This is a genomic window from Sphingomonas sp. MA1305 (assembly GCF_016107325.1).
Taxonomy (GTDB): domain Bacteria; phylum Pseudomonadota; class Alphaproteobacteria; order Sphingomonadales; family Sphingomonadaceae; genus Sphingomonas.
Map to the genome: position 1 here is coordinate 18,829 of NZ_RCVT01000008.1, position 18,760 is coordinate 37,588.

General features: G+C 62.9%; 23 protein-coding genes and 1 pseudogene. 13 read left to right on the top strand and 11 right to left on the bottom strand.

Translation table 11 applies throughout. From position 1 onward, the window contains the following. Position 1 precedes the first annotated feature (1 nt). On the bottom strand, positions 2-244 hold the full coding sequence (locus tag D9601_RS19935; protein ID WP_238995146.1) for a transposase: 243 nt from the start codon (positions 242-244) through the stop codon (positions 2-4). Positions 245-520: 276 nt separating this feature from the next. Here D9601_RS19935 and D9601_RS19020 point away from each other — a divergent pair, with 276 nt between their 5' ends. After that, positions 521-745: a hypothetical protein gene (locus D9601_RS19020; protein WP_232474419.1), complete on the top strand. Its 225-nt coding sequence runs from the start codon at positions 521-523 to the stop codon at positions 743-745. A 5-nt stretch (positions 746-750) separates the two neighbouring features. Here the strand turns inward: D9601_RS19020 and D9601_RS19025 are convergent, their stop codons facing one another. Both D9601_RS19025 and D9601_RS19940 read right to left on the bottom strand, forming a co-directional pair. After that, positions 751-1,305, bottom strand: a complete 555-nt coding sequence (locus D9601_RS19025; protein WP_116463053.1) for a DUF488 domain-containing protein — start codon at positions 1,303-1,305, stop codon at positions 751-753. A gap of 48 nt (positions 1,306-1,353) precedes the next feature. Continuing rightward, the gene (locus D9601_RS19940) at positions 1,354-2,136 is read right to left on the bottom strand and encodes a MarR family winged helix-turn-helix transcriptional regulator (protein ID WP_232474420.1); all 783 of its coding nucleotides are present in this window, start codon (positions 2,134-2,136) and stop codon (positions 1,354-1,356) included. A 155-nt stretch (positions 2,137-2,291) separates the two neighbouring features. Here D9601_RS19940 and D9601_RS19035 point away from each other — a divergent pair, with 155 nt between their 5' ends. From D9601_RS19035 to D9601_RS19055, 5 genes are all read left to right on the top strand, one after another. Further along, on the top strand, positions 2,292-2,915 hold the full coding sequence (locus tag D9601_RS19035) for a uracil-DNA glycosylase family protein (RefSeq protein WP_116463051.1): 624 nt from the start codon (positions 2,292-2,294) through the stop codon (positions 2,913-2,915). A 146-nt stretch (positions 2,916-3,061) separates the two neighbouring features. Further along, complete coding sequence (locus D9601_RS19040) at positions 3,062-3,295, top strand: heme-binding protein (protein WP_198355616.1); 234 nt, start codon at positions 3,062-3,064, stop codon at positions 3,293-3,295. Between the two features lie 57 nt (positions 3,296-3,352). Beyond that, positions 3,353-4,027: a putative quinol monooxygenase gene (locus tag D9601_RS19045; RefSeq protein WP_010408781.1), complete on the top strand. Its 675-nt coding sequence runs from the start codon at positions 3,353-3,355 to the stop codon at positions 4,025-4,027. Further along, positions 4,027-4,173, top strand: a complete 147-nt coding sequence (locus D9601_RS19050) for a hypothetical protein (protein WP_018250478.1) — start codon at positions 4,027-4,029, stop codon at positions 4,171-4,173. The genes D9601_RS19045 and D9601_RS19050 overlap by 1 nt, the downstream gene beginning before the upstream one ends. A 52-nt stretch (positions 4,174-4,225) precedes the next feature. Beyond that, positions 4,226-5,588, top strand: a protein-coding gene (locus D9601_RS19055) for an IS3 family transposase (protein WP_420822844.1) whose coding sequence is annotated in 2 segments (ribosomal slippage) — positions 4,226-4,573 and positions 4,575-5,588 — 1,362 coding nt in all. Because the reading frame shifts where the segments join, the coding sequence is not laid out codon by codon here. 193 nt (positions 5,589-5,781) lie between these two features. Here D9601_RS19055 and D9601_RS19060 read toward each other — a convergent pair. The 3 genes from D9601_RS19060 to D9601_RS19070 are packed head-to-tail and all read right to left on the bottom strand — an operon-like array spanning position 5,782 to position 7,640. Then, positions 5,782-6,684, bottom strand: a complete 903-nt coding sequence (locus D9601_RS19060) for a cation transporter (protein ID WP_198355617.1) — start codon at positions 6,682-6,684, stop codon at positions 5,782-5,784. Positions 6,685-6,716: 32 nt separating this feature from the next. After that, the gene (locus D9601_RS19065; protein WP_133177343.1) at positions 6,717-7,157 is read right to left on the bottom strand and encodes a hypothetical protein; all 441 of its coding nucleotides are present in this window, start codon (positions 7,155-7,157) and stop codon (positions 6,717-6,719) included. 57 nt (positions 7,158-7,214) lie between these two features. Beyond that, positions 7,215-7,640, bottom strand: coding sequence for an Rrf2 family transcriptional regulator (locus D9601_RS19070; protein ID WP_116462985.1), 426 nt, complete (start codon positions 7,638-7,640; stop codon positions 7,215-7,217). A 78-nt stretch (positions 7,641-7,718) separates the two neighbouring features. Between D9601_RS19070 and D9601_RS19075 the strand changes: the two genes are divergently transcribed. Genes D9601_RS19075 through hmpA form a run of 3 tightly spaced genes read left to right on the top strand, consistent with a single transcriptional unit; the run spans position 7,719 to position 9,687 of the window. Then, entirely contained in the window at positions 7,719-8,150 is a 432-nt protein-coding gene (locus D9601_RS19075) for a group III truncated hemoglobin (RefSeq protein ID WP_198355618.1), read from the top strand. A gap of 1 nt (position 8,151) precedes the next feature. Next, positions 8,152-8,427 (top strand): DUF1971 domain-containing protein, encoded by a 276-nt coding sequence (locus D9601_RS19080; protein ID WP_116462983.1) that lies wholly within the window; start codon positions 8,152-8,154, stop codon positions 8,425-8,427. Between the two features lie 48 nt (positions 8,428-8,475). Beyond that, a complete protein-coding gene (gene hmpA / locus D9601_RS19085; RefSeq protein ID WP_145147073.1) occupies positions 8,476-9,687 on the top strand; it encodes an NO-inducible flavohemoprotein in 1,212 nt (403 codons plus the stop codon). 362 nt (positions 9,688-10,049) lie between these two features. On the opposite strand, the gene D9601_RS19090 is transcribed toward hmpA, so the two are convergent. The 4 genes from D9601_RS19090 to D9601_RS19105 all read right to left on the bottom strand — a co-directional run bounded on the left by D9601_RS19090 (position 10,050) and on the right by D9601_RS19105 (position 14,094). Further along, positions 10,050-10,970, bottom strand: coding sequence for a TDT family transporter (locus D9601_RS19090; protein ID WP_145147075.1), 921 nt, complete (start codon positions 10,968-10,970; stop codon positions 10,050-10,052). 202 nt (positions 10,971-11,172) lie between these two features. Beyond that, positions 11,173-12,201 carry a Swt1 family HEPN domain-containing protein gene (locus D9601_RS19095; RefSeq protein WP_116462980.1) on the bottom strand — a complete coding sequence of 343 codons (1,029 nt, stop codon included), beginning with the start codon at positions 12,199-12,201 and terminating at the stop codon, positions 11,173-11,175. A gap of 20 nt (positions 12,202-12,221) precedes the next feature. Continuing rightward, positions 12,222-12,887: a hypothetical protein gene (locus D9601_RS19100; protein WP_116462979.1), complete on the bottom strand. Its 666-nt coding sequence runs from the start codon at positions 12,885-12,887 to the stop codon at positions 12,222-12,224. Positions 12,888-13,221: 334 nt separating this feature from the next. After that, positions 13,222-14,094 (bottom strand): LysR family transcriptional regulator, encoded by an 873-nt coding sequence (locus tag D9601_RS19105; RefSeq protein ID WP_116732679.1) that lies wholly within the window; start codon positions 14,092-14,094, stop codon positions 13,222-13,224. A gap of 146 nt (positions 14,095-14,240) precedes the next feature. Between D9601_RS19105 and D9601_RS19110 the strand changes: the two genes are divergently transcribed. The 3 genes and pseudogenes from D9601_RS19110 to D9601_RS19125 all read left to right on the top strand — a co-directional run. After that, a complete protein-coding gene (locus tag D9601_RS19110) occupies positions 14,241-15,308 on the top strand; it encodes a molybdopterin-dependent oxidoreductase (protein ID WP_114688962.1) in 1,068 nt (355 codons plus the stop codon). Continuing rightward, positions 15,305-15,817 carry an MgtC/SapB family protein gene (locus D9601_RS19115; protein ID WP_116732694.1) on the top strand — a complete coding sequence of 171 codons (513 nt, stop codon included), beginning with the start codon at positions 15,305-15,307 and terminating at the stop codon, positions 15,815-15,817. The genes D9601_RS19110 and D9601_RS19115 overlap by 4 nt, the downstream gene beginning before the upstream one ends. 350 nt (positions 15,818-16,167) lie before the next feature. Continuing rightward, positions 16,168-16,386: pseudogene (locus D9601_RS19125) on the top strand (Tn3 family transposase); the annotation flags it as partial. 21 nt (positions 16,387-16,407) lie between these two features. On the opposite strand, the gene D9601_RS19130 reads toward D9601_RS19125, so the two are convergent. Next, entirely contained in the window at positions 16,408-16,590 is a 183-nt protein-coding gene (locus D9601_RS19130; protein WP_116463104.1) for a hypothetical protein, read from the bottom strand. A 153-nt stretch (positions 16,591-16,743) separates the two neighbouring features. On the opposite strand from D9601_RS19130, the gene D9601_RS19135 reads away from it, so the two are divergent. After that, a complete protein-coding gene (locus D9601_RS19135; protein WP_254688145.1) occupies positions 16,744-18,642 on the top strand; it encodes a sensor domain-containing phosphodiesterase in 1,899 nt (632 codons plus the stop codon). Positions 18,643-18,760: the final 118 nt, after the last annotated feature.

Below are 18,760 nucleotides of genomic sequence, written 5' to 3' on the forward strand. Positions count from 1 at the left end.
TTCATCGCAGCACCGACAGCACCCGTGCCAGCGCCCCCGCATCCACGGCAACATCCACGCTCACCCGTACGCCACCCGGCAGTTCGATCTGGATGAACCCCGGTGGACATGGTGCCGGCTGCGGTGTCCGCACGACCGGTTCCGCCACCTGCACTTCGGCGAACACCGGTAACGAAGCCACGACGCCCGCCAGCTTGCCCTCCCGCAATTGCTTGCGCCACGTGTAGATCAGGCTGCTCGACACCTCACGCCGGGCGATGACGTCGCAAACCCGCCCCCCGGCCGGAACGCTTCCGCCAGGATCTCCAGCTTCTCCGCATCCGACCATCGCCGTCGGCCCGATACACGGCCAACGACTTCCATACGACTGGTCATACGAGCGCTCGTATGACCAGTCGTAGAACCCACAACTTCCCGCACCGCCCGCGCCCTCATCAAAGGCGAAAAGCATCCCGCCTACCGGCGCTACCGCAAGGCGGCTTGCCGAACACGCTTACTGTACAACTTCCATCGAAACACCATGAAGGCGCTCGCTGAGATGACCGCGGCGGCAGGCCTGGACCATCCCTCGCTGCTTGGCCCCCATCATCTGGTGCGGCGCGTGTCTCTAACCGAGATCCGGCTGTTCTCACAGCTTCACATCTTCCTTGAGGAAGGCGAGCTGCTCACCAACTCCCATAACCGTGACTTCTACAGTGCCGCCTGGAATCTCGCGCGGGCGGATAGCTTCGAACTGCCCGCATGACGATGCTATTCGGTTGCCGCGCCTAGCTCTTGAGCTGGGTAGTGAAGACCGTCTGCTGCTTCGATGGCCCCGGGGGTCATTGAAGCAGCGCTCACCGTCGTCTCCGACATCAGGTGGAACACGCGTCTGCCCTCCTTGATGAGGTAATCGGCTACGATCCGGCGATGGCACCGCCACCAGACGGCTTCCGCGCACATGATGGCGGTACGGCGCTCCGCTGACACCTGGAGGAGATGGGCCAGACCGGAACGGAACGGCTCTGAAAGGGCGTAATCCGCATAATTGTGGAAGCTCTGGTTGCGCCACAAGGCGTTCGCGTCCGCCGGCATTCCCGACTTCTTCCGGAGCCCACCGAGCTCCGCGAACCGCATATGGGCCACCTGGAACTCGGCCAAGGCATCGGGAAGCGCGTCCAGATTATATTGTGGATTGGTCCGCGATTTCGGGACGCTGCGAATATCCACGACAAGCTGCACGCCGCCAGTCTGCAGCAAGGCGGCGAACTCAACGATTGAGCGGGTCGAATGGCCGATTGTGAAAACCGGGAGCATCTCAGGCATCCGTGTGCCCCATAGAGTGCAGCACAAGGGAAGGCATCTCTCGACCTGTCACAGCCGGGAAACCACGTTGTCAAGCATCGGACGCAGCCGTGCTAACTCCGCACGGTGCGCATTCGCCAGTGATGACAGTAGCGCCCGCCCCGCCGCGGTGAGCCGGATCCCAACCCGCCGCCGGTCGCTCCCTGACCTCAGCCGCTCAACCATGCCGATAGCCTCGAGCCGATTAAGGAGACCGCTCGTACTGTGCGGCTGAAGCAGCATCTGGTCTGCCAACTCGCCTACCGAAAGCTGGCAATCCGGGGCTGCTCGCAGCGCAAGGAGCGCTTGGTACTGCTGCGCAGTGATGCCGGCTGCCTCGGCCGCAATTTCGCTGAAACGGAGAAAGCTGCGGAGGTTCTGGCGGAACGCAGCTAAAGTGGCATAATCGTCATCGCCGAGAAGCTCGCCGCTCGGATCGATGTCCGCTCTCATTTCCGGAGCCACAGACGCCGAAACGGTATCCCCTTCCTCCGGTAGAGGCAGGGTTCTGGGCGCAAGCGACACGTTGTGTTCAATGGACTCGGAGATCGGGCTTTCGCGTAGTGCTCGCTGGCGCAACGTCGACGAGTGCACATCGTCACGTTGGGGCATCCCCACCGCCACAAGTGCGACCTCGAACGTTTGCCTGTGAAGCTCGCTGCCTCGCGTCACACTGTCCCACCCGAGTGCACCTGGATGAGTTTCGTGCCAGATCCGGCTTGCAAGTCTGTCGATCTCACCGGCCGTCGGTGGGCGATCTCTGCCGATACAAGCTGCAAGCACCGGCCATTCTGAGCCTTGCGCGTGCGCCATGCCACTTCTCCATCAATTCGGTCCGAGCCGGGCAGACACAAATCGTATCACCCCACGGGCGTGCAAAAACCTATAGCCATGTCGTTGGTATATCGCAATGCGATACATCGGGCTTTGGCCAGGGAACACCTCAAGCAGGGAGACATTCACAACTTATGGACGGAGGAACTGCGGACGAATTGGGGCCTTTGATAGAGAGGGTGCGATCATGCAGCGCATGCGCCAATTACCTCCCTCTCGGCCCGCGGCCCGTCCTGCAGCTGTCCAAGAGTGCCACCCTTCTGATCGCGAGTCAGGCGCCAGGAACCAAGGCACACGCGAGTGGCATCCCCTTCTCTGACGCGTCCGGCGACCAGCTGAGGCGCTGGATGGGCATCTCTGACGAGCAGTTCTACGACGCGGCACGGGTCGCCATCGTTCCGATGGCCTTATGCTACCCCGGGCGAGCCAGCGGCGGCGGTGATGCGCCGCCTCGCCCTGAATGCTCGACACTTTGGCGGGAGCCGCTGCTCGCACAGCTTCCCCACCTGCAGCTCACCCTACTCGTCGGGACCTACGCACAGGAACATGTGCTCGGTTCAGGAAGGATGGCCGACCGCGTGCGTCACTTCGATCGATACCTTCCCCGCCACTTTCCCTTGCCGCACCCGTCGTGGAGGTCGAGAGGGTGGATGACAAAGAACCCTTGGTTCGAGGAAAACGTGCTCCCGGAACTGCGCTGGCAGGTGTCCAATGCGCTAGGACCAGGCCACAGCGGGCTGCGGCCAAATGGAGCATGAGGTACCAAGCTATGTTATGAGGAATGTTCAGGAACCCGGCTGCTCACCGGCTTGTTGACGCTATCGATCACGCCTCCAAATGACCTGAAGGCACCGCTGATGGACACGAAGCAGAAGGCGCTTGCGAGCGAGCCAAGGAGAGTCTCATGACCATTAAGCAAGAGTCCGTGTCGCTCGAAGACGCTCAACGCGTGATCGCCGCCGGTCAGGTCAAGGCGGCCGAGATCGGGTCGCCGAGCAACGTGGCCGTGGTCGACGCGGGCGGCAACCTCGTCTCCCACATCCGCATGGATCACGCTTGGGTGACGGACGCCGAACTCGGCATGATCGATGCGGCGTTCCCGCTCGGCGCCCGGCCGCGCGAACTTCCCATGATTTAGGCCCAGAACGCCTTCCGTGGAGCTCGAGGCGCTACCATCGGAACAAGGAGAGAAAAGATGCACAAGGCACTGTTCGTAGGCATTGAAGCCGGGCCGACCCACCAGGAAGATGCCGCTGAATTCCTCCGGGGTGCGCTGGAGCCGGTCGAGCATGAGCAGGACACGCGGCACTGGTACGCGCTGCGCTTTGGCCCCGCCGACTTCGCCATCTTCGATACCTTCCCCGGCAATGCCGGCCGGCTGAAGCATCTGTTCGGCACGGTCGGCCGGGCGCTGGTGGTGAAGACCTTCACCATCCTCAACGGATTGCCGGAGATCGAGCCGGCCGACATCCTCGCCCTCAAGGTGCCGGCGGCGGACGCCCTGCCGCGCTTGGCCCTGCATGTTCCGCTTGAAGCACGGGACGGTGCGGAGGAAGAGGTTGCCCGCTTCCTCCAAGGAGCCCGATCGGCCGTGGAGCGGGAGCCTGGCACCCTGTCGTGGTACGCTCTGCGTCTCGGAAAGACTCGGTTCGCCATCCTCGATACCTTCGCCGACGAGGCAGGGCGCGAGACGCATCTGTCGGGCGAAATCGGCACGGCGCTATCGGGAAGCGCTGCTTCGCTGTTCGCCGAGCCTCCCCAGATCCACCGCGCACAAATCTTGGCGTTCAAGATTGCATCCGCTGGTGATGAGGAGAGGACGAGCAGGAACACGTCGGTCGCGCGGCCGCTTGAGAGAGGGACAGTCTGATGGACACGAAGCAGAAGGTGCTCGTTGGAGCGGCCGTCGCCAGCACCGCGGCAGCCGGGGCCGCGTTCGCGTTCAAGTCCGCGGGCACGGATTCGAAGCTCACCAAGGTCGCGTGTCCGCCGTCAGCACCAATGGCACAGATTTGAGGTTGTGATTTAAGGAGGATCTGGGCTTCGTCGTAGTGACGAAGGAACGAAGATGAAGCCCAGATCCTCCAATGTAAAATCGCCCGCCAAGGCCCCAGCAGAGCGGGTAGTGAAGGACATCCGCCGACAGACCCGGCGCCACTTTTCGGCCGAGGACAAGATCCGCATCGTGCTGGATGGCCTGCGCGGGGAAGACAGCATCGCCAAGCTATGCCGCAAGGAAGGCATTGCCCAGAGCCTGTATTACACCTGGTCGAAGGAGTTCATGGAAGCTGGCAAGCGCCGCCTGGCCGGCGACACCGCCCGTGCCGCGACCACCGGAGAGGTCCAGGACCTGCGCCGCGAAGCCCGGGCCCTGAAGGAATGCGTGGCCGATCTGACACTGGAAAACCGTCTGCTCAAAAAAGCATGGTCGCGGATGGGGGCAACGACGAATGAGGTATCCCGCATCCGAGAAGCTCGAGATCATCAGAACCGTCGAGCAGTCGCACCTGTCGGCCAAGCGCACGCTGGACCAACTCGGCATCCCTCGTCGGACATTCTACCGCTGGTATGATCGCTACCTCGAAGGCGGGCCGGAGGCGTTGGAAGATCGGCCATCGGCGCCGAGCCGGGTGTGGAACCGCATCCCGGCGGGCATCCACGACCAGATCATCGAGCTGGCGCTGGAACAGTCTGAGCTGAGCCCCCGGGAACTGGCCGTGCGCTTCACCGATGGGCAGCGCTACTTCGTGTCGGAATCCACGGTTTACCGCCTGTTGAAGGCCCACGACCTGATCACCAGCCCGGCCTATGTCGTGATCAAGGCTGCCGATCAGTTCCACACGAAAACCACGCGGCCGAACGAGATGTGGCAGACCGACTTCACCTACTTCAAGATCATCGGGTGGGGCTGGATGTATCTGTCGACCGTGCTTGACGACTTCTCACGCTACATCATCGCCTGGAAGCTGTGCACCAACATGCGAGCCGAGGACGTCACCGACACGCTGGATTTCGCCCTGGCGGCTTCTGGTTGCGACAGCGCCACGGTGCTGCACAAACCCCGGCTACTCAGCGATAATGGCCCCAGCTACATCGCGGGTGAGCTGGCGGAATACATCGAGGCCCGGAAGATGAGCCATGTCCGCGGCGCCCCGTGCCATCCCCAAACCCAGGGCAAGATCGAGCGCTGGCACCAGACCCTGAAAAACCGCATCTTGCTGGAAAACTACTTCCTGCCCGGTGACCTCGAAGCCCACATCGAGACCTTCGTCGAGCACTACAATCACCAGCGATACCGCGAGAGCCTGGCCAACGTGACGCCTGCCGACGCCTACTTCGGCAGGGCTCCGGCAATCATCAAACTGCGCGAAAGGATCAAGCGACAGACCATCGAACATCGGCGCTTGCAGCACCGCAAGTTCGCCGCCTAACATCAACCCCCTGACGAGGTCCGCACTCCGCTAATCTACGTCGCGAGTTGTGCCGAATGTTCTGACGACGGACACTGGCGCAAATGACAAGAGGGTAGGAATCAGGTCTCAGCGATCAACTACTTGCTTAAGCCGAACAGCGCATACGAAAAGTGGAATACGGAGTCGGGTAGTCTCAGCTCGCCGGGAGTCCTCAGTTTCCAGGTACATCGCCCCGATCGGAGCGGGGCGGGACGAAGCTGATGTGCCCTAGCCGCCAAGCGCGATCGGGATCGCCCGGCCAATAATCACGGACATCGAGCGTATCGTCAGGCGGCGTCGCGCCGACGATCTGAGCGCTGATCACGCGGCCGGTTTCCCGCAGATGTATCTCGGCACCGGGGAACCGTGCATCGAGTACGGCGTGTAGCGCTGAGGCATCCTCCGCGATATCGTCGCTGTCCAGTGCCCGCGGCGCCCCATCGACGAGTTCGGCCGATGCCGCTCGAAGCGCTCGTATGCCGTCGTTGAGAATGTCGAGCGAGATCAGCCCGGCAGCCACCGCGTCCGTCCACCAGTACCCAAGTCGGATGCCGATCACGCCGCCTATTCCCGCGATCCCGGTCATCCAGTTCGCCTTCTGGGTCATGGCATCGGTAAAGAGTGTCTTGTCGTTGAGCTGCTTTGCCAAGGGCAGTTTCAGCCATCCGAGCACCACAGGCACGACGATCGAGTAGACCTGCGCTGCCACCATGATCCATCCCAGCCATATCTCTTTCCCAAAGATATGGACCGCGGCCACGGTCGCGTGCTCCTGCGAGACCAGGCTCATCGCGGAATCGACCAGCAACGTGCTGCCCAAGGCCGTAAGCGCCGTAGCGGCGATGACGAAAGCGAGGCTCGGTACGCGCGCGAACCCGTTGGGAAAGCGCGCGTTAGCGGGACGACGTTCCACGCGCGCCGAGATCAGGAAGACCGCCGGCGGGATCAGGCTGAGACAATCTTCGATCCAGGCCGTCTTCATGGTCTGGCTCGAACCCATCGCCGCGCCCATGACCACGATCACGCTGATCGTCCACGCGATGGACCACCACTCAAGGCGCTCGGCACGGCGCATGGCGCCTTGCAGTTGATCGGGGATTCCTTCTCTCACGGCTCTTTCCCCGCCGCCTTAGCTTCGCGCTGGACCAACATGATCCACGCATTCTCGCCGTTCCGCGCAACGATGTGACTGGCGGTCGTACCAATTGGCGTTTCGGCCTTCGCGATTGGCGGACCGAGGGTCACTCGCGTTTTCCACGGTGTCTTCTCGTCGAAACGTCCACCCACCACGAGGTCGAGCTTGCCCGCCTCCAGGTCCAGCAGCAACGGCTCCAGCATGCCGGGTTGGAAGACCGGCTTCGCTCCCGTCGATGCCTCCACGCGTGCCAGAACCCGTCGCCAGTCTGACGCATCGGCAGCCGACCCACCCTCAACACGGCCGACCCTGATGACGTGTTCTTGACGAATGCGATCGAGCGTACCCTCCGGGTCCTTGGGCATGTTGCCGCAGCCGGCGAGGCACAGAAGCATTAAGTGATGAGTCTTCATGGACAGGGCTATGGGGCCGCGTTTGGATTGCGTCCACGACATCGGCCTGTTTGGCACTCAAGCCGCCTTCGGAGCGAACAGGTTCGCTATTTCGCTACGTTTCGCGAGCAAGTCGGCGAGTGTATAGCCATCGAGAACAGCCAGAAAGGCAGCCAACGCCTCGCGAAGGGCACCGGTCAGTCCACAGGCCGGGGCAATGATGCATGTGCCGCAATCCACGAGATCGAAGCCGTCTTCGGTGTGCCGAACGACAGCGCCGACGATGATGTCCTCAGGTGCTCGCCCGAGCTTGATACCCCCGAACCTGCCGCGAGCGCTGGCGAGATAGCCGGCTTTGCCGAGGTCATGGACCACCTTCATCAGGTGGTTTTGGGAAATCCCATAGGCACGCGAGATTTCCGCGATCGAGCACAGCCGCTCGGGGCGCGCGCCGACGTAAAGAAGCACCCGCATCGCATAATCGGTGTAGCGCGTCAGCCGCATTGGGTCTCCCGGTCAAGGCCTCATTGGCCGGTGCCGCTTATATGTATTTCCGTTGCATGTTTCAAAGCTGCTGATTAGATGCATACCTGGTACATGATTGGAGCACGACTCGTGAGCGGTTTCGCTGAGATCGACGAGCAAGGGCTGGAGCGGCTTATCGCCCTGTTCTACGCGCGGGTTCGGGAGGACGCCGAACTCGGCCCGATCTTCAATGCCGCGATTCCCGACTGGCCCGAGCATCTGGATAAGCTCACCGCGTTCTGGTCGTCGGTGATGCTGACCAGTGGGCGCTACAAGGGCAATCCCGTTGCGGCGCACCTCCGGCATACCGGACGCATTACCCCCGCCCTGTTCGATCGCTGGCTGTCATTGTGGGCCATGGTCACCGAGGGCGTGATGGCGCCTGCTGCCGCAGCGGCTCTCCAAGCCAAGGCGGCCCGCATTGCGGAAAGCCTTCAGCTCGCAATGTTCTTCAAGCTCCCGTCCGCGCAAGATCGCAAGGCCGCCTGAGATGAGCGCCGCCATTCCCTACCGCTCTACCCCGGTGTTCAATGAGGCGACGCTCCCTGCCGCCTTGCGCAGCGAGCATCGCACGAAGGCCGAGGTGTGGGGTGTGATCCGGGTGACGGAGGGCAGGTTGAAGCTCACCTACCTTGACCCGGTATCGGAGACGATCATCACGCCGGGTGTGCCCGGGCTGATCCTGCCCGAGCAACCGCATTTCGTGGAACCGCTCGGGGCCATGAAGATGCAGGTCGATTTCTATAACGAGCCGCCCAGCGGCTGATCCCTATCCTCGACGGTCAAATGACCGCCCCATTCAGCAGGAGACCTTATGTCGCAGCCCTTGAGCGAGCAGACGATCGCGCTCGTCAAAGCCACCGTTCCGGCCCTTGAAGCACATGGGCTGGAAATCGTGCGCGTCATGTACGCGCGGATGTTCGAGAACCCGATGATCCGCGACCTGTTCAACCAGTCGCATCATGGCGAGACGGGCTCGCAGCCCAAGGCGCTCGCGACCGCCATCCTCGCTTACGGTCGAAACATCGACAATCTCGGCGCACTGGCGCCAGCAGTCGAGCGGATCGCGCAGAAGCATGTCGGCCTGCAAATCCTGCCTGAGCACTACTCTTACGTTGCCGAAGCCCTGCTCGGCGCGATCAAGGAGGTCCTGGGAGAGGCCGCGACGCCCCAAATCCTCGGAGCCTGGGGCGAGGCCTATTGGTTCCTCGCCAACATCCTGATCGCGCGTGAGGACCATATCTACCACGACCTGGCGTCTGCCGAAGGCGGATGGTCCGGATGGCGGACGTTCGTCGTTGACGAGGTGCGGCCCGAAAGCGCGATCATCACCTCGTTTGTGCTACGGCCGACCGATGGCCGGCCCGTCATCGCGCACAAGCCGGGCCAGTATCTCACCTTCTGGCTCGAAATCCCCGGTCATCCGCCGCTCAAGCGCAACTACAGCATCTCGGCTGCCCCGAACGGCACGACCTATCGCATCTCGGTCAAGCGCGAGCCGCAGGGGATCGCCTCGAACTGGCTCCACGATCATGCCGCACCCGGAACGGTGCTCAAGGTCGCACCGCCTGCCGGCGAGTTCTTCCTGGCCGATCGTCCGGAACGGCCTGTGGTGCTGCTCTCGGGCGGCGTCGGGCTGACACCGATGGTGGCGATGCTGGAGACGATTGCCCAGCGTCATCCGGACCTGCCTGTTCATTACGCGCATGGAACTCTCAACGGTTCGACGCACGCAATGGGTGATCATGTGCGCTCGCTTGTGGCTGATCGCCCCAACATCCGGATCACAACCTTCTATCAGCAGCCGCGGACCGAGGATGTGGCGGAGCGCGATTTCGATGAGGCGGGTCTGATCGACGAGGAGTGGCTGCGCCAGGAAACGATGGGCGCTGAAGCCGATTACTATCTTTGTGGGCCACGCCCGTTCCTGCGGACGTTCGTTTCCACGCTGTCGCTCGCCGGCGTGCCTTCCGATCGCATTCACTATGAGTTCTTCGGTCCCGCCGACGAGCTGTTAGCGGCGTGACGAGACGGGGCAGAGCCGTGGCAGGCGCCACGGCTTTGTCCTGACAACGTTCGTATGGAGGAGGAGAGCGCCCGTTATCGCTGCGTCGGGGACGACGGCTCTCCGCTGATCGTGGTGGAATACCGTCATGTCGGCCAGCTCGATACCGATGCTGGCCCGCGCCGTTATCCAGGCGCGCGGCGGCTAGCCCTCTCTACGGGGGAGCCGGTCCGGTATATCGATGCTTGCACCTTCGAGGTCATCGATAGCGGGGAGCTGCTTCGCCGACGTGATGGAGGATGAAGCCTTCGCCGCCCTCAATCGGTTCTCGCGTCGGGCCAGTTCCTCGTGACGGCAAAGTGGAGCTGGATCGGGATCCTCACTCAAGCGCTAAATCCCTTTTCCAGCCCCGCGATCAGATCGTCCACATGCTCCAGGCCGATTGACAGCCTCAGCAGGGCATCCCTGATCCCCGCGATCCTCCGAGCTTCGATCCCCATGCGCGACGGCACCGACACCGGCCAGCCGTGCGCCGCGAGGATAGCCGGCGCGTCCGCCCCGAGCACCAGCATGCCCAGAGCACCCGTGCCGATCGGTCCCAGCGCCAGCCAGGAGGACGCCGCCATGCTCTCGTGCGGCAGTTTGTGGAGCGCCATGCGCAGGATGAGGATGGCGAGGATGCCGAACGCGACCGGCACCGAATAGGCCCACAGCACATAGGAGGTCGCAAGCGTGACGAGCTGCGCGTGAGGATCGGCCAGATGCGGCGCGAGCAGCCCGCCGCTGGCGCCCGCCACTTCGGCAGCGACGACCGGCAGCAACCATACCGCCGTCATGCCGTCCAGGCTGTGCTCGTGACGGGTGAACATCATGTACGGGATCAGCACGCCACAGGCGAGCGACATGGCGACGTCGATCCACCACAGGACGTGTGCGACCGGTACGATGCCATTCCCGAACCGTGCGATGCCGAAGGCGAAGCAGCCGTTGATGATCGTCGCGAGGCCCATCGGGATGGTGCCGATGAACATCGACACGGTGTTATGCCCGAAGATGCGCCGCGCCTCGTGCCCGAACATCACCCAGCGCGCGCCATAAAGGCCGGCGAACAGCGCGAAGAGTGCGATATTGAAGAACCACAACACCTCGCCGACGGGTTTAAGCGAAGGTCCGATGCCGGGCACCTGCGGCAGCGCGAGGGCAAGGATGCCCATGCCCATCGTCGCGGCAAACCAGTTGGGCGTGAACTGACGGATCATCTCGCGGGGATGATCGAGCCGGCTGAGCGGCTTGGGTCGGTACATAGAACGGACCCAGATATACGTTAAGCACCCTCATCTGGGTTCAGGCGGCGCAAATCACCTATTTTTAATACAGTATGGAAGGACCGGCTCTAGGAAACCAAGTGGAGCCGTTGGATGGCGTGTAGTGGCGCACTGCTACCAGACTGACTTTCGGTTCCCTTCGCGGGTCAGTTGCGTTCGCTCTGCTGCCCCTTTGAAATCCTCAGACGCCGAAAAACGAACAAGGCATATCAGGACTGAGAAAGGCGAGCGGATTCTCGGGTCCGAGCACATATTCCGGCCATTGCGATGCCAAAGCGATCACCGCTTCCTTATCCGAAAAAGCGGCGCGCACGATGCTATTCACCGCGGCCTCGTGGCACTTTTCGATAAGCGCAACGATAGCTTTGGTACCCAGGACCGAAGGTATCGTCACGCGAACCTCGCTAGAGAAGCTGTCAAGCAGAACATGGACGAGGTGCGGGTGGAGCGCGCGGGTTCGATCTAGGAATCGTCGGTAGTCTAGGCCGCGTCCATCCTGCGCGAACAGTCGAATGTCATAAAGGAGACCCGGCTGCCCGGCTTTGAGGGTTGTGACATTGGCCCACGGACGTTGCTGGTAATGCACGGTCATCCCAACCGGCAGCTCCTTGTTCCGCGTTCCGATTTGTGCCCAACGCTTCTTCTCGAACTCGACGAACGGGAGCGGGTCGAGCGGCAAAAAGCGCTTAGCCACTGGATTGATCCGCTGCGGCAGGAAGGGCTGGCCGTTGTTGTAACTGGTGCAATATCGCCAAAAGCTCTTGTCCAGATCCCGTAGAAACTGAAGAATGCGGGCGTAGTCATCAGCATGCCCAGCGCGAAAGTGCGCGACGCGGTTGCGGATTTGCTTAACCTCGCGCAACTTGGCATGCCAAAGATCGCGCGGGGGGAAATAGGTTTCGAAGCAGTCCCAATGTGTCTCGATCAATTCGAGCAAGGCGGGCAACTGACTGTAGCTCAGCGCGCTGCTTTCCGCTGTAGGCATATGGGTAAGCGATGCATCTGCCTGTTGATGGCCCGGCTTCTTTTTCAGATCATCTGCCCAAGAATCGCCGAGCTTCGCTCGAAGCTCGACGTAAACCATCGCCCGCAGCCACGTTTCGAACTGCCATAGACGTGAGTAGGTGTTGACGACCCGCACCGGGACATCGCCTATGCTCTCGGGACGGACCTCGCCTGCTGGCTCGGTTGCTTGCACGCCATTCGTCATCAAAATCCCCCGGGCGACCGTCAGCGCATTTTCACCGGGCCGAACATCCCCGATTCCACAAGGCTCAGATAAATCTTCTTGAGAGCCAGTGCGGTCTCCTGCGTCACGAACAGGGACGATCGACTGCCATGGGGCTCGCCAAGCAGATAGGGGCGCATCGTTTCCCACGTTTCGGCGCGCTGCGACCAGCGCCAGCAGGGGAGTTCCTGCTCGAGCATCAGAGGCACGGCGAGCGATTTTGGGATGGTGTGGTTGGCTTCCAGACCGCGGTCCCAATTGCACCGGACGAGGATGGGCTCAGCGTTGTCCATGTAGAACGGACCGTCGAGACGTTCGGCGGAAATCGAGACCCCAGGCGGGCAGACAATTCGTTGCGCTGAAGCGATCACCTTGTCGCCGTCAACGTAGGGACAGGTGATGAAGCCATGCGCAAAATAGCGCGTATGGTCGAGACCTTCATAGCCCGTGCGTTCGCTGGGATAGGTTTCCGGATTCCGCCCGTCATGCTGGGCGACCAGCGGGTGCCAGGTGGGATAGCCGTCGACCGGCGGACCGATCTCCTCGACAATCGCACGAAGTGCCCCGTCCGACAGCTCGCGCTGTGCTGGCGTGAAATGCCGCGACACAAGGTAGTTGCGCGCCTTCTCATAACCGCTCGCAGCGGCTTCATCTGCTCTGAACGCCATTTCGATTCCTAATACGGCCTTACTGTGCGCTGAAACGGCAAATTACACATGAGATGTCAATATCGTGCGCGTCTTAGGTATTAAGCGCGACGGCGACACGTTGCCTCGTGAACATGTCCGACAAACACATGTTTTCGGACAGGGTGCGCTCCGGCCTTGGGTCGTGGTGCCAACAGGACGGCAGAGTGTGCGACAAATCCTGTCGCTTTGGTCAGCTGTACGGAAACCCGAATCTGGGGGTTTGCCGACACCCGATCGCGTTACCGTATATCTGGGTCCGTTCTATGTGCTGACCCCGGCTTGAGGCCGCTGAGAACGGAGTGCGTGTCGGCAGTCATGCGACCTGCTCCTTGACGAGGTTCGTCAGCGCGTCGGCCGCGCGGGTGCGATAGCGTTCCTTGTGGCGTAGCGCGTGAAAGGCGCGGTCGGGCAACCCAAGCGGCAGCTCGACCAGATCGCCGGCCTTGAGCGCGCGTGCGACGACCAATCGCGACAACACAGCGACGCCGGCACCGGCCTCGACCGCGGTACGCACCGCCTCGTTGGACGGCAACGTCATCGCTACCGTCAGCTGGGCCGGATCGAACCCGCGCGTTCGCAGCACGTCCTCGAAGGTCGAGCGCGTGCCCGAACCCTGCTCGCGGACGATCCAGCGTGCAGCGCGAAGCCAGTCCTCGTCGACGCGCCCGGCGTCCTCGCGGCCGACCAGCACCATCGGGTCATGCCCGACATTCCAGTGGGCGAGCGCCGGTTCGTCCACCTCGCCCTCGACGAAACCGAGCTCCGCGGCGCCGCTCAGGACCTGCGCTGCTGCACCTTCGGTGTTGTCGATCGCCAGTTCGACCGCGATCTGCGGGTGGCGTTCGTGGAAGGCGGCGAGCTTTGCCGGCAACCAGTAGCTCGCGATCGTCTGGCTGGCGACGATCCGCAACGAACCACGGGCAAGCCCGGCATAGTCCGCCAGCATCGTCTCGGCATGCGCTGCCCGCCCCAGCACCGCGCGCGCTTCCTCCAGAAAGCCTCGGCCTGCTTCGGTCAGCTGGATGCCACGCCCGACGCGGTGAAAAAGAGGAACTCCGTAGCGCGCTTCGAGGGCCGCGACCGCGCCGGAGGCAGCGGACTGCGTCACGTTCAGCGCCTCCGCTGCTTTGGTGACGTGTTCGCGCTCCGCGGCACCGACGAAGATTCTGAGCTGCTCCAGGGTCATGCAGCATATATCGCGTACTTAGATCGATACGACCAACCGTTTGATATGGTCATTCCAATCTGGATATCGGAATGATCGGCAGCCTTTCGTCTGCGATGGTCTCGAAGACTTGGAGCGTTAGGCGGGCCTGCGACGTTTGATCGTCCATGACCAATATGATCGCGCGCAATTCCGATCCCTACAACGCCGAGCCGACGCCCGGTGCGTTGATCGAGCGGTTCCTGACGCCGCAGGCGCTGTTCTACGTGCGCAGCCACGGGCCAGTGCCGGATCTGCCCGCCAATCATCGGATCGAGGTGAGCGGGACGGGCATGGCGAGCCGCTCTTTTTCGGTAGAGGAACTGAAAGCTACGTTCCCCACGCGGACGGTGACGGCAGTTCTCCAGTGCGCCGGCAACCGGCGCACTGACCTCCAGCAGGTCGGAAAAACGTCGGGTGATCCTTGGGATGTCGGCGCGATCGGCAATGCAGAGTGGACCGGCGTACGCCTGGCCGATGTGCTCGATGCGGTCGGCGCACCTGATGCTTCCGACCTGTTCGTGGCGTTCACCGGCGCGGACGAGGTGGACGTGGAGGGCGAGGAAGCCTTGTTCGGGGTATCGATCGCCATGAGCAAGGCGCGGCAGCCCGACGTCCTCCTCGTCTGGGCGATGAACGGCGAGCCGCTGACGCCCGAACACGGCGCACCGCTCCGCATGGTGGTGCCGGGCTATGCCGGCGTGCGCAGCGCCAAGTGGCTGACACGGATCGAGGTGCGAGACATGCCTTCCGACGCACCGATCCAGGCGCACGACTACAAGCTGTTTCCCGCCGATGTGACGAGCGACACCGTCGACTGGAGCCGGGGTCTGACCATCAATGCCATGCCGCTCAACGCCGCGATCTGCGTGCCCGGCTCTGGCGAAAGCCTGCCGGCCGGGGAGGTGCGGATCGAGGGCTATGCCATCGCCTATGATCGCCGCGTCTCTCGGGTCGAAGTGTCGGTAAACGGTGGTCGCGAGTGGCAACAGGCGACGTTCGCCGATGATCCGGAGACGCACTGGGGTTGGCGGCGCTGGACCCTCGACGCCACGCTTGCCAAAGGTCGCCAGCACCTCGTCGTGCGCGCCTTCGACGGGGCTGGACAGGGACAGCCCGAACGGCCGGACACGATGTGGAACTTCGCCGGCTATCTGTGCACCGCCTGGCATCACGTCCACGTGCTGGTCGAATGATCGAAGCGTCAGCGGGATCGGACATCGGCTTCTGGATCGATGCGATCGGGCGGCTGGTGGTTGCGACCGTGGCCGGGATGGTGCTCGGCTGGGAACGCTCGCGCGAGAACCGGCAGATCATGGGCTTGCGAACGCTGGGTCTGGTCGGTCTGGCGAGCTGCATCGCCGTGCAGGCGGTCGTGCATAGTGGCCTGCCAAATGTAAACGCCGACGCCGCAGGGCGGGCGATGCAGGGCATTCTGACAGGCGTCGGTTTCATCGGTGCCGGCGCGGTGCTGCGGGTCGGCCAGGGTCAGGAAGTGCATGGATTGGCGACCGCCGCGTGCATCTGGGTGACGGCCACGATCGGCGCGGCAGCGGGGTTGGCAGTGTGGCCGCTCATCATCGGCGGGGTGAGCCTTGCAATGCTCGTCCTGTTCGTCGGTGCGCCGCTGGAACGCCGCATCCGCGAGCGGGCTCGCCTGACGCCGGCCGAGGCCGACAGGAAGGACGTCGAGCGCAAGCCGTGATCCCGCTGGATCGCCCGGTGCCTGTCGGCGTCGGGAAGCGGCAAGGTGCAATCAGGACACCAGCGCCGCATCGGCCTGGCGCCGGACCTCGTCGGCGATCGGATGCGGCTCGGAAGCGGGGCGCTCGCCCACCACTGTGGATCGGCGTGCAAAAGGGACCCCGGTAGCGGGGTGATCGGCGTCGAAAAAGGACCCCTCATCCTGGGGGTCTAGGCTGCTTGCTTGGCGGTGTGTCAAGCGGCGAGATCGGGATGGGGAACGGTGAGAGAAGGGCCGAAAACGTACGCTAAGAAGTCTTTGGAGAGCAGCGATACAGCCAAGCTCCCGGCCGTATTCGGCAGGTTACGTCAACAGGCAGCGCAACGCTGTGGAACACCGTCTATCTCGACCAGGCCGTCCGGCACCTGCGCGGCAGCGGCGTCGACGTACCCGACGAACTGCTCGCCCATGTCGCGCCGCTGGGCTGGGAGCATGTCGGCCTCACCGGCGACTATCTATGGGGTGAGATCGACAAGCCCCGCGGGCGATTCAGGCCGCTCCGCCTTCACCAGCAGGGTCGCGACGCTTAGCGTACGTTTTCGACCATCCTCTCACCGCCCCCGATTCGAGTCGGCATGCACCAGCTTTGCGTAGCGCTCTGCCATATTCAGGTGAATTGCTGCAATTGCTGGGTCGGCCGCAGACGCGGCCAGCTCGCGTTCTTGCTGCTCGCGCTTCACGTAATAGTCAGTCGTGGCCTGATCCATTATCGCAGCTCCTTGAATCAGCGCCATGCGCCATGTCCCGGTGCGTGCGCCCCCGCTCGCATCCACGACAATAGCACATGATTGTTGCGGAAGCGAGTCGACTCCAAAACCCTTGGAGCGTGTGTGTTAGCGGTTTGGTATCGATTCGCCGGCTAGGTCCGGGGCGAAGAGGCACGGATCGTGAAACAGAACGAAGAAGCGCGACTTGACGCGCTGTACCAGTTGAACCTGCTCGACACGCCTCCGAGCGCGAGCTTCGATCGCATCACGCGCATGGCGAGCCAGATCTTCAATCTGCCTATTTCGGCGGTATCACTGACCGATCGGGACCGGCAGTGGTTCAAATCGCGTGTCGGGGTCGAACATAGCTCCATACCGCGCGACAAGGCACCGTGCGCGCAGGTGGCGGAGACCACCGAGGTGCTGGTCATCCCCGACCTTCTCGCCGACAACTGCTATGCGACGAGCCTCCTGGCGGAAACAGGAGTTCGCTTCTACGCTGGCGTTCCGCTCGTTACCCGCGAAGGATTCGGCCTCGGCTCGCTTTGTGTGCTCGGCACGGAGCCGCGAACGGTGTCTGAGGTGGAGATGACCGGCCTGAGCGATCTGGCCGATATGGTCATGGTGCAGATCGAGATGCAGCACGCGTTCGGGCGCATCGATCCCCTCAGCGGCCTTCCCAACCGCACCCAGTTTCTCGACGATCTTGAAGACCTTGGTCGGGATGCGCCTGGCGAGCGGCGATATGCCGTGCTGCTCGACCTTGCCCGTAACGACCAGCTCAACAACGGCCTGCGCGTGAGGGGGCCTTCGTTCGTCGATGACATGGTGCAGGATGCCGCCAGGTCGCTCCGGGCAGCACTCGGCCCCGGACGAACGGCCTACCATGTCGCTGCAACGCAGTTTGCGTTCCTGTCCCCGCCTGAGCCGGAGCGGGACGCATATCTGGCGTTGCTCGGCTCGATGCTGGCGACAGCCCAGAATGCTTCCGTCGTTCGGTTCGCCATGACCACCGCGATTGGCGTCACGTCCGTCATTCTTGGTGAGGCGGACCCGCGCGATGTGCTGCGCACCGCCTATAGCGCCGCCCAGGACGCCCGTGCGTCAGAGAACGCCGTTAGCCTCTACTCACCCGACGAGGACCGCGTTCACGGTCGCAGGTTCACGCTCCTCAACGATTTTGGTGCCGCGCTCGACCAGCCGGGTCAGCTCAGGCTCGTATTTCAGCCGCGGGTCGATGTCGCCTCGGGGCAGTGCGTCGGGGCGGAGGCGCTGCTCCGCTGGAAGCATCCTCGCTTGGGGGAAGTGTCACCCGGAGAGTTCATTCCGATCATCGAGCAGACCTCGCTTGCGAAGCCCACTACCGCATGGGTGCTTGATACGGCCATGCGACAGCTTGCAGCCTGGCGGAAAGAGGGGCTCGACCTTCAGCTTTCGATCAACGTCTCTGCGGCCAATCTCGAAGAAAGCGACTTCGCCGGACGCGTGCAGCTCTATCTCCTGAAGCACCGGCTGCGCCCGGATGCGATCGAGCTGGAGGTGACGGAAAGTGCCGTGATGGAGAATGGCGGTCGCGCCATGACGCAGCTTCGCGAGCTGAAAGCCGCCGGGGTGCCGCTGGCAATCGACGATTTCGGCACGGGCTATAGCAGCCTTGCCTATCTCCAGCGCCTACCGGCGCGGGTGGTCAAGATCGACCAGTCATTCATCCGGCACCTGGCGGAGGAAGAGCGGGAGCAAGCCCTTGTTCGTTCAATGATCACCCTCTCGCACGATCTGGGCTACCGCGTCGTTGCCGAAGGCGTTGAGAGCGCCGCCGCTGCGACGATGCTGGCCGGGATGGGGTGCGAGGAAGCACAGGGCTACCACTTCGCACGACCAATGGAGGCGGAGGATTTCCGGCAGTGGTTGGTTGCTTCGCGCAGTTTGCCGCTGAGGACCGCCACCGCATCCGAAGCAGCAGCAGGCGGACATCCTGGCCCGAGCCGGGTGCAACGCGATCCAGGGCTATCTTTTCGCAAAGCCGCTCTCGCCGGCTCAGGCCACCGATCTACTCGACCAGGCGGCACGCTCGGCTAAAGGCAGCTGCCTAGGTCCGTCGACATACTTGGTCTCAAGCTGATCGACACCGCCGCTGAACATAATCCACAGCGGCGGTGGCGATCGGCATCGATAAGCGTCCTGTTCCCGGTTGTTC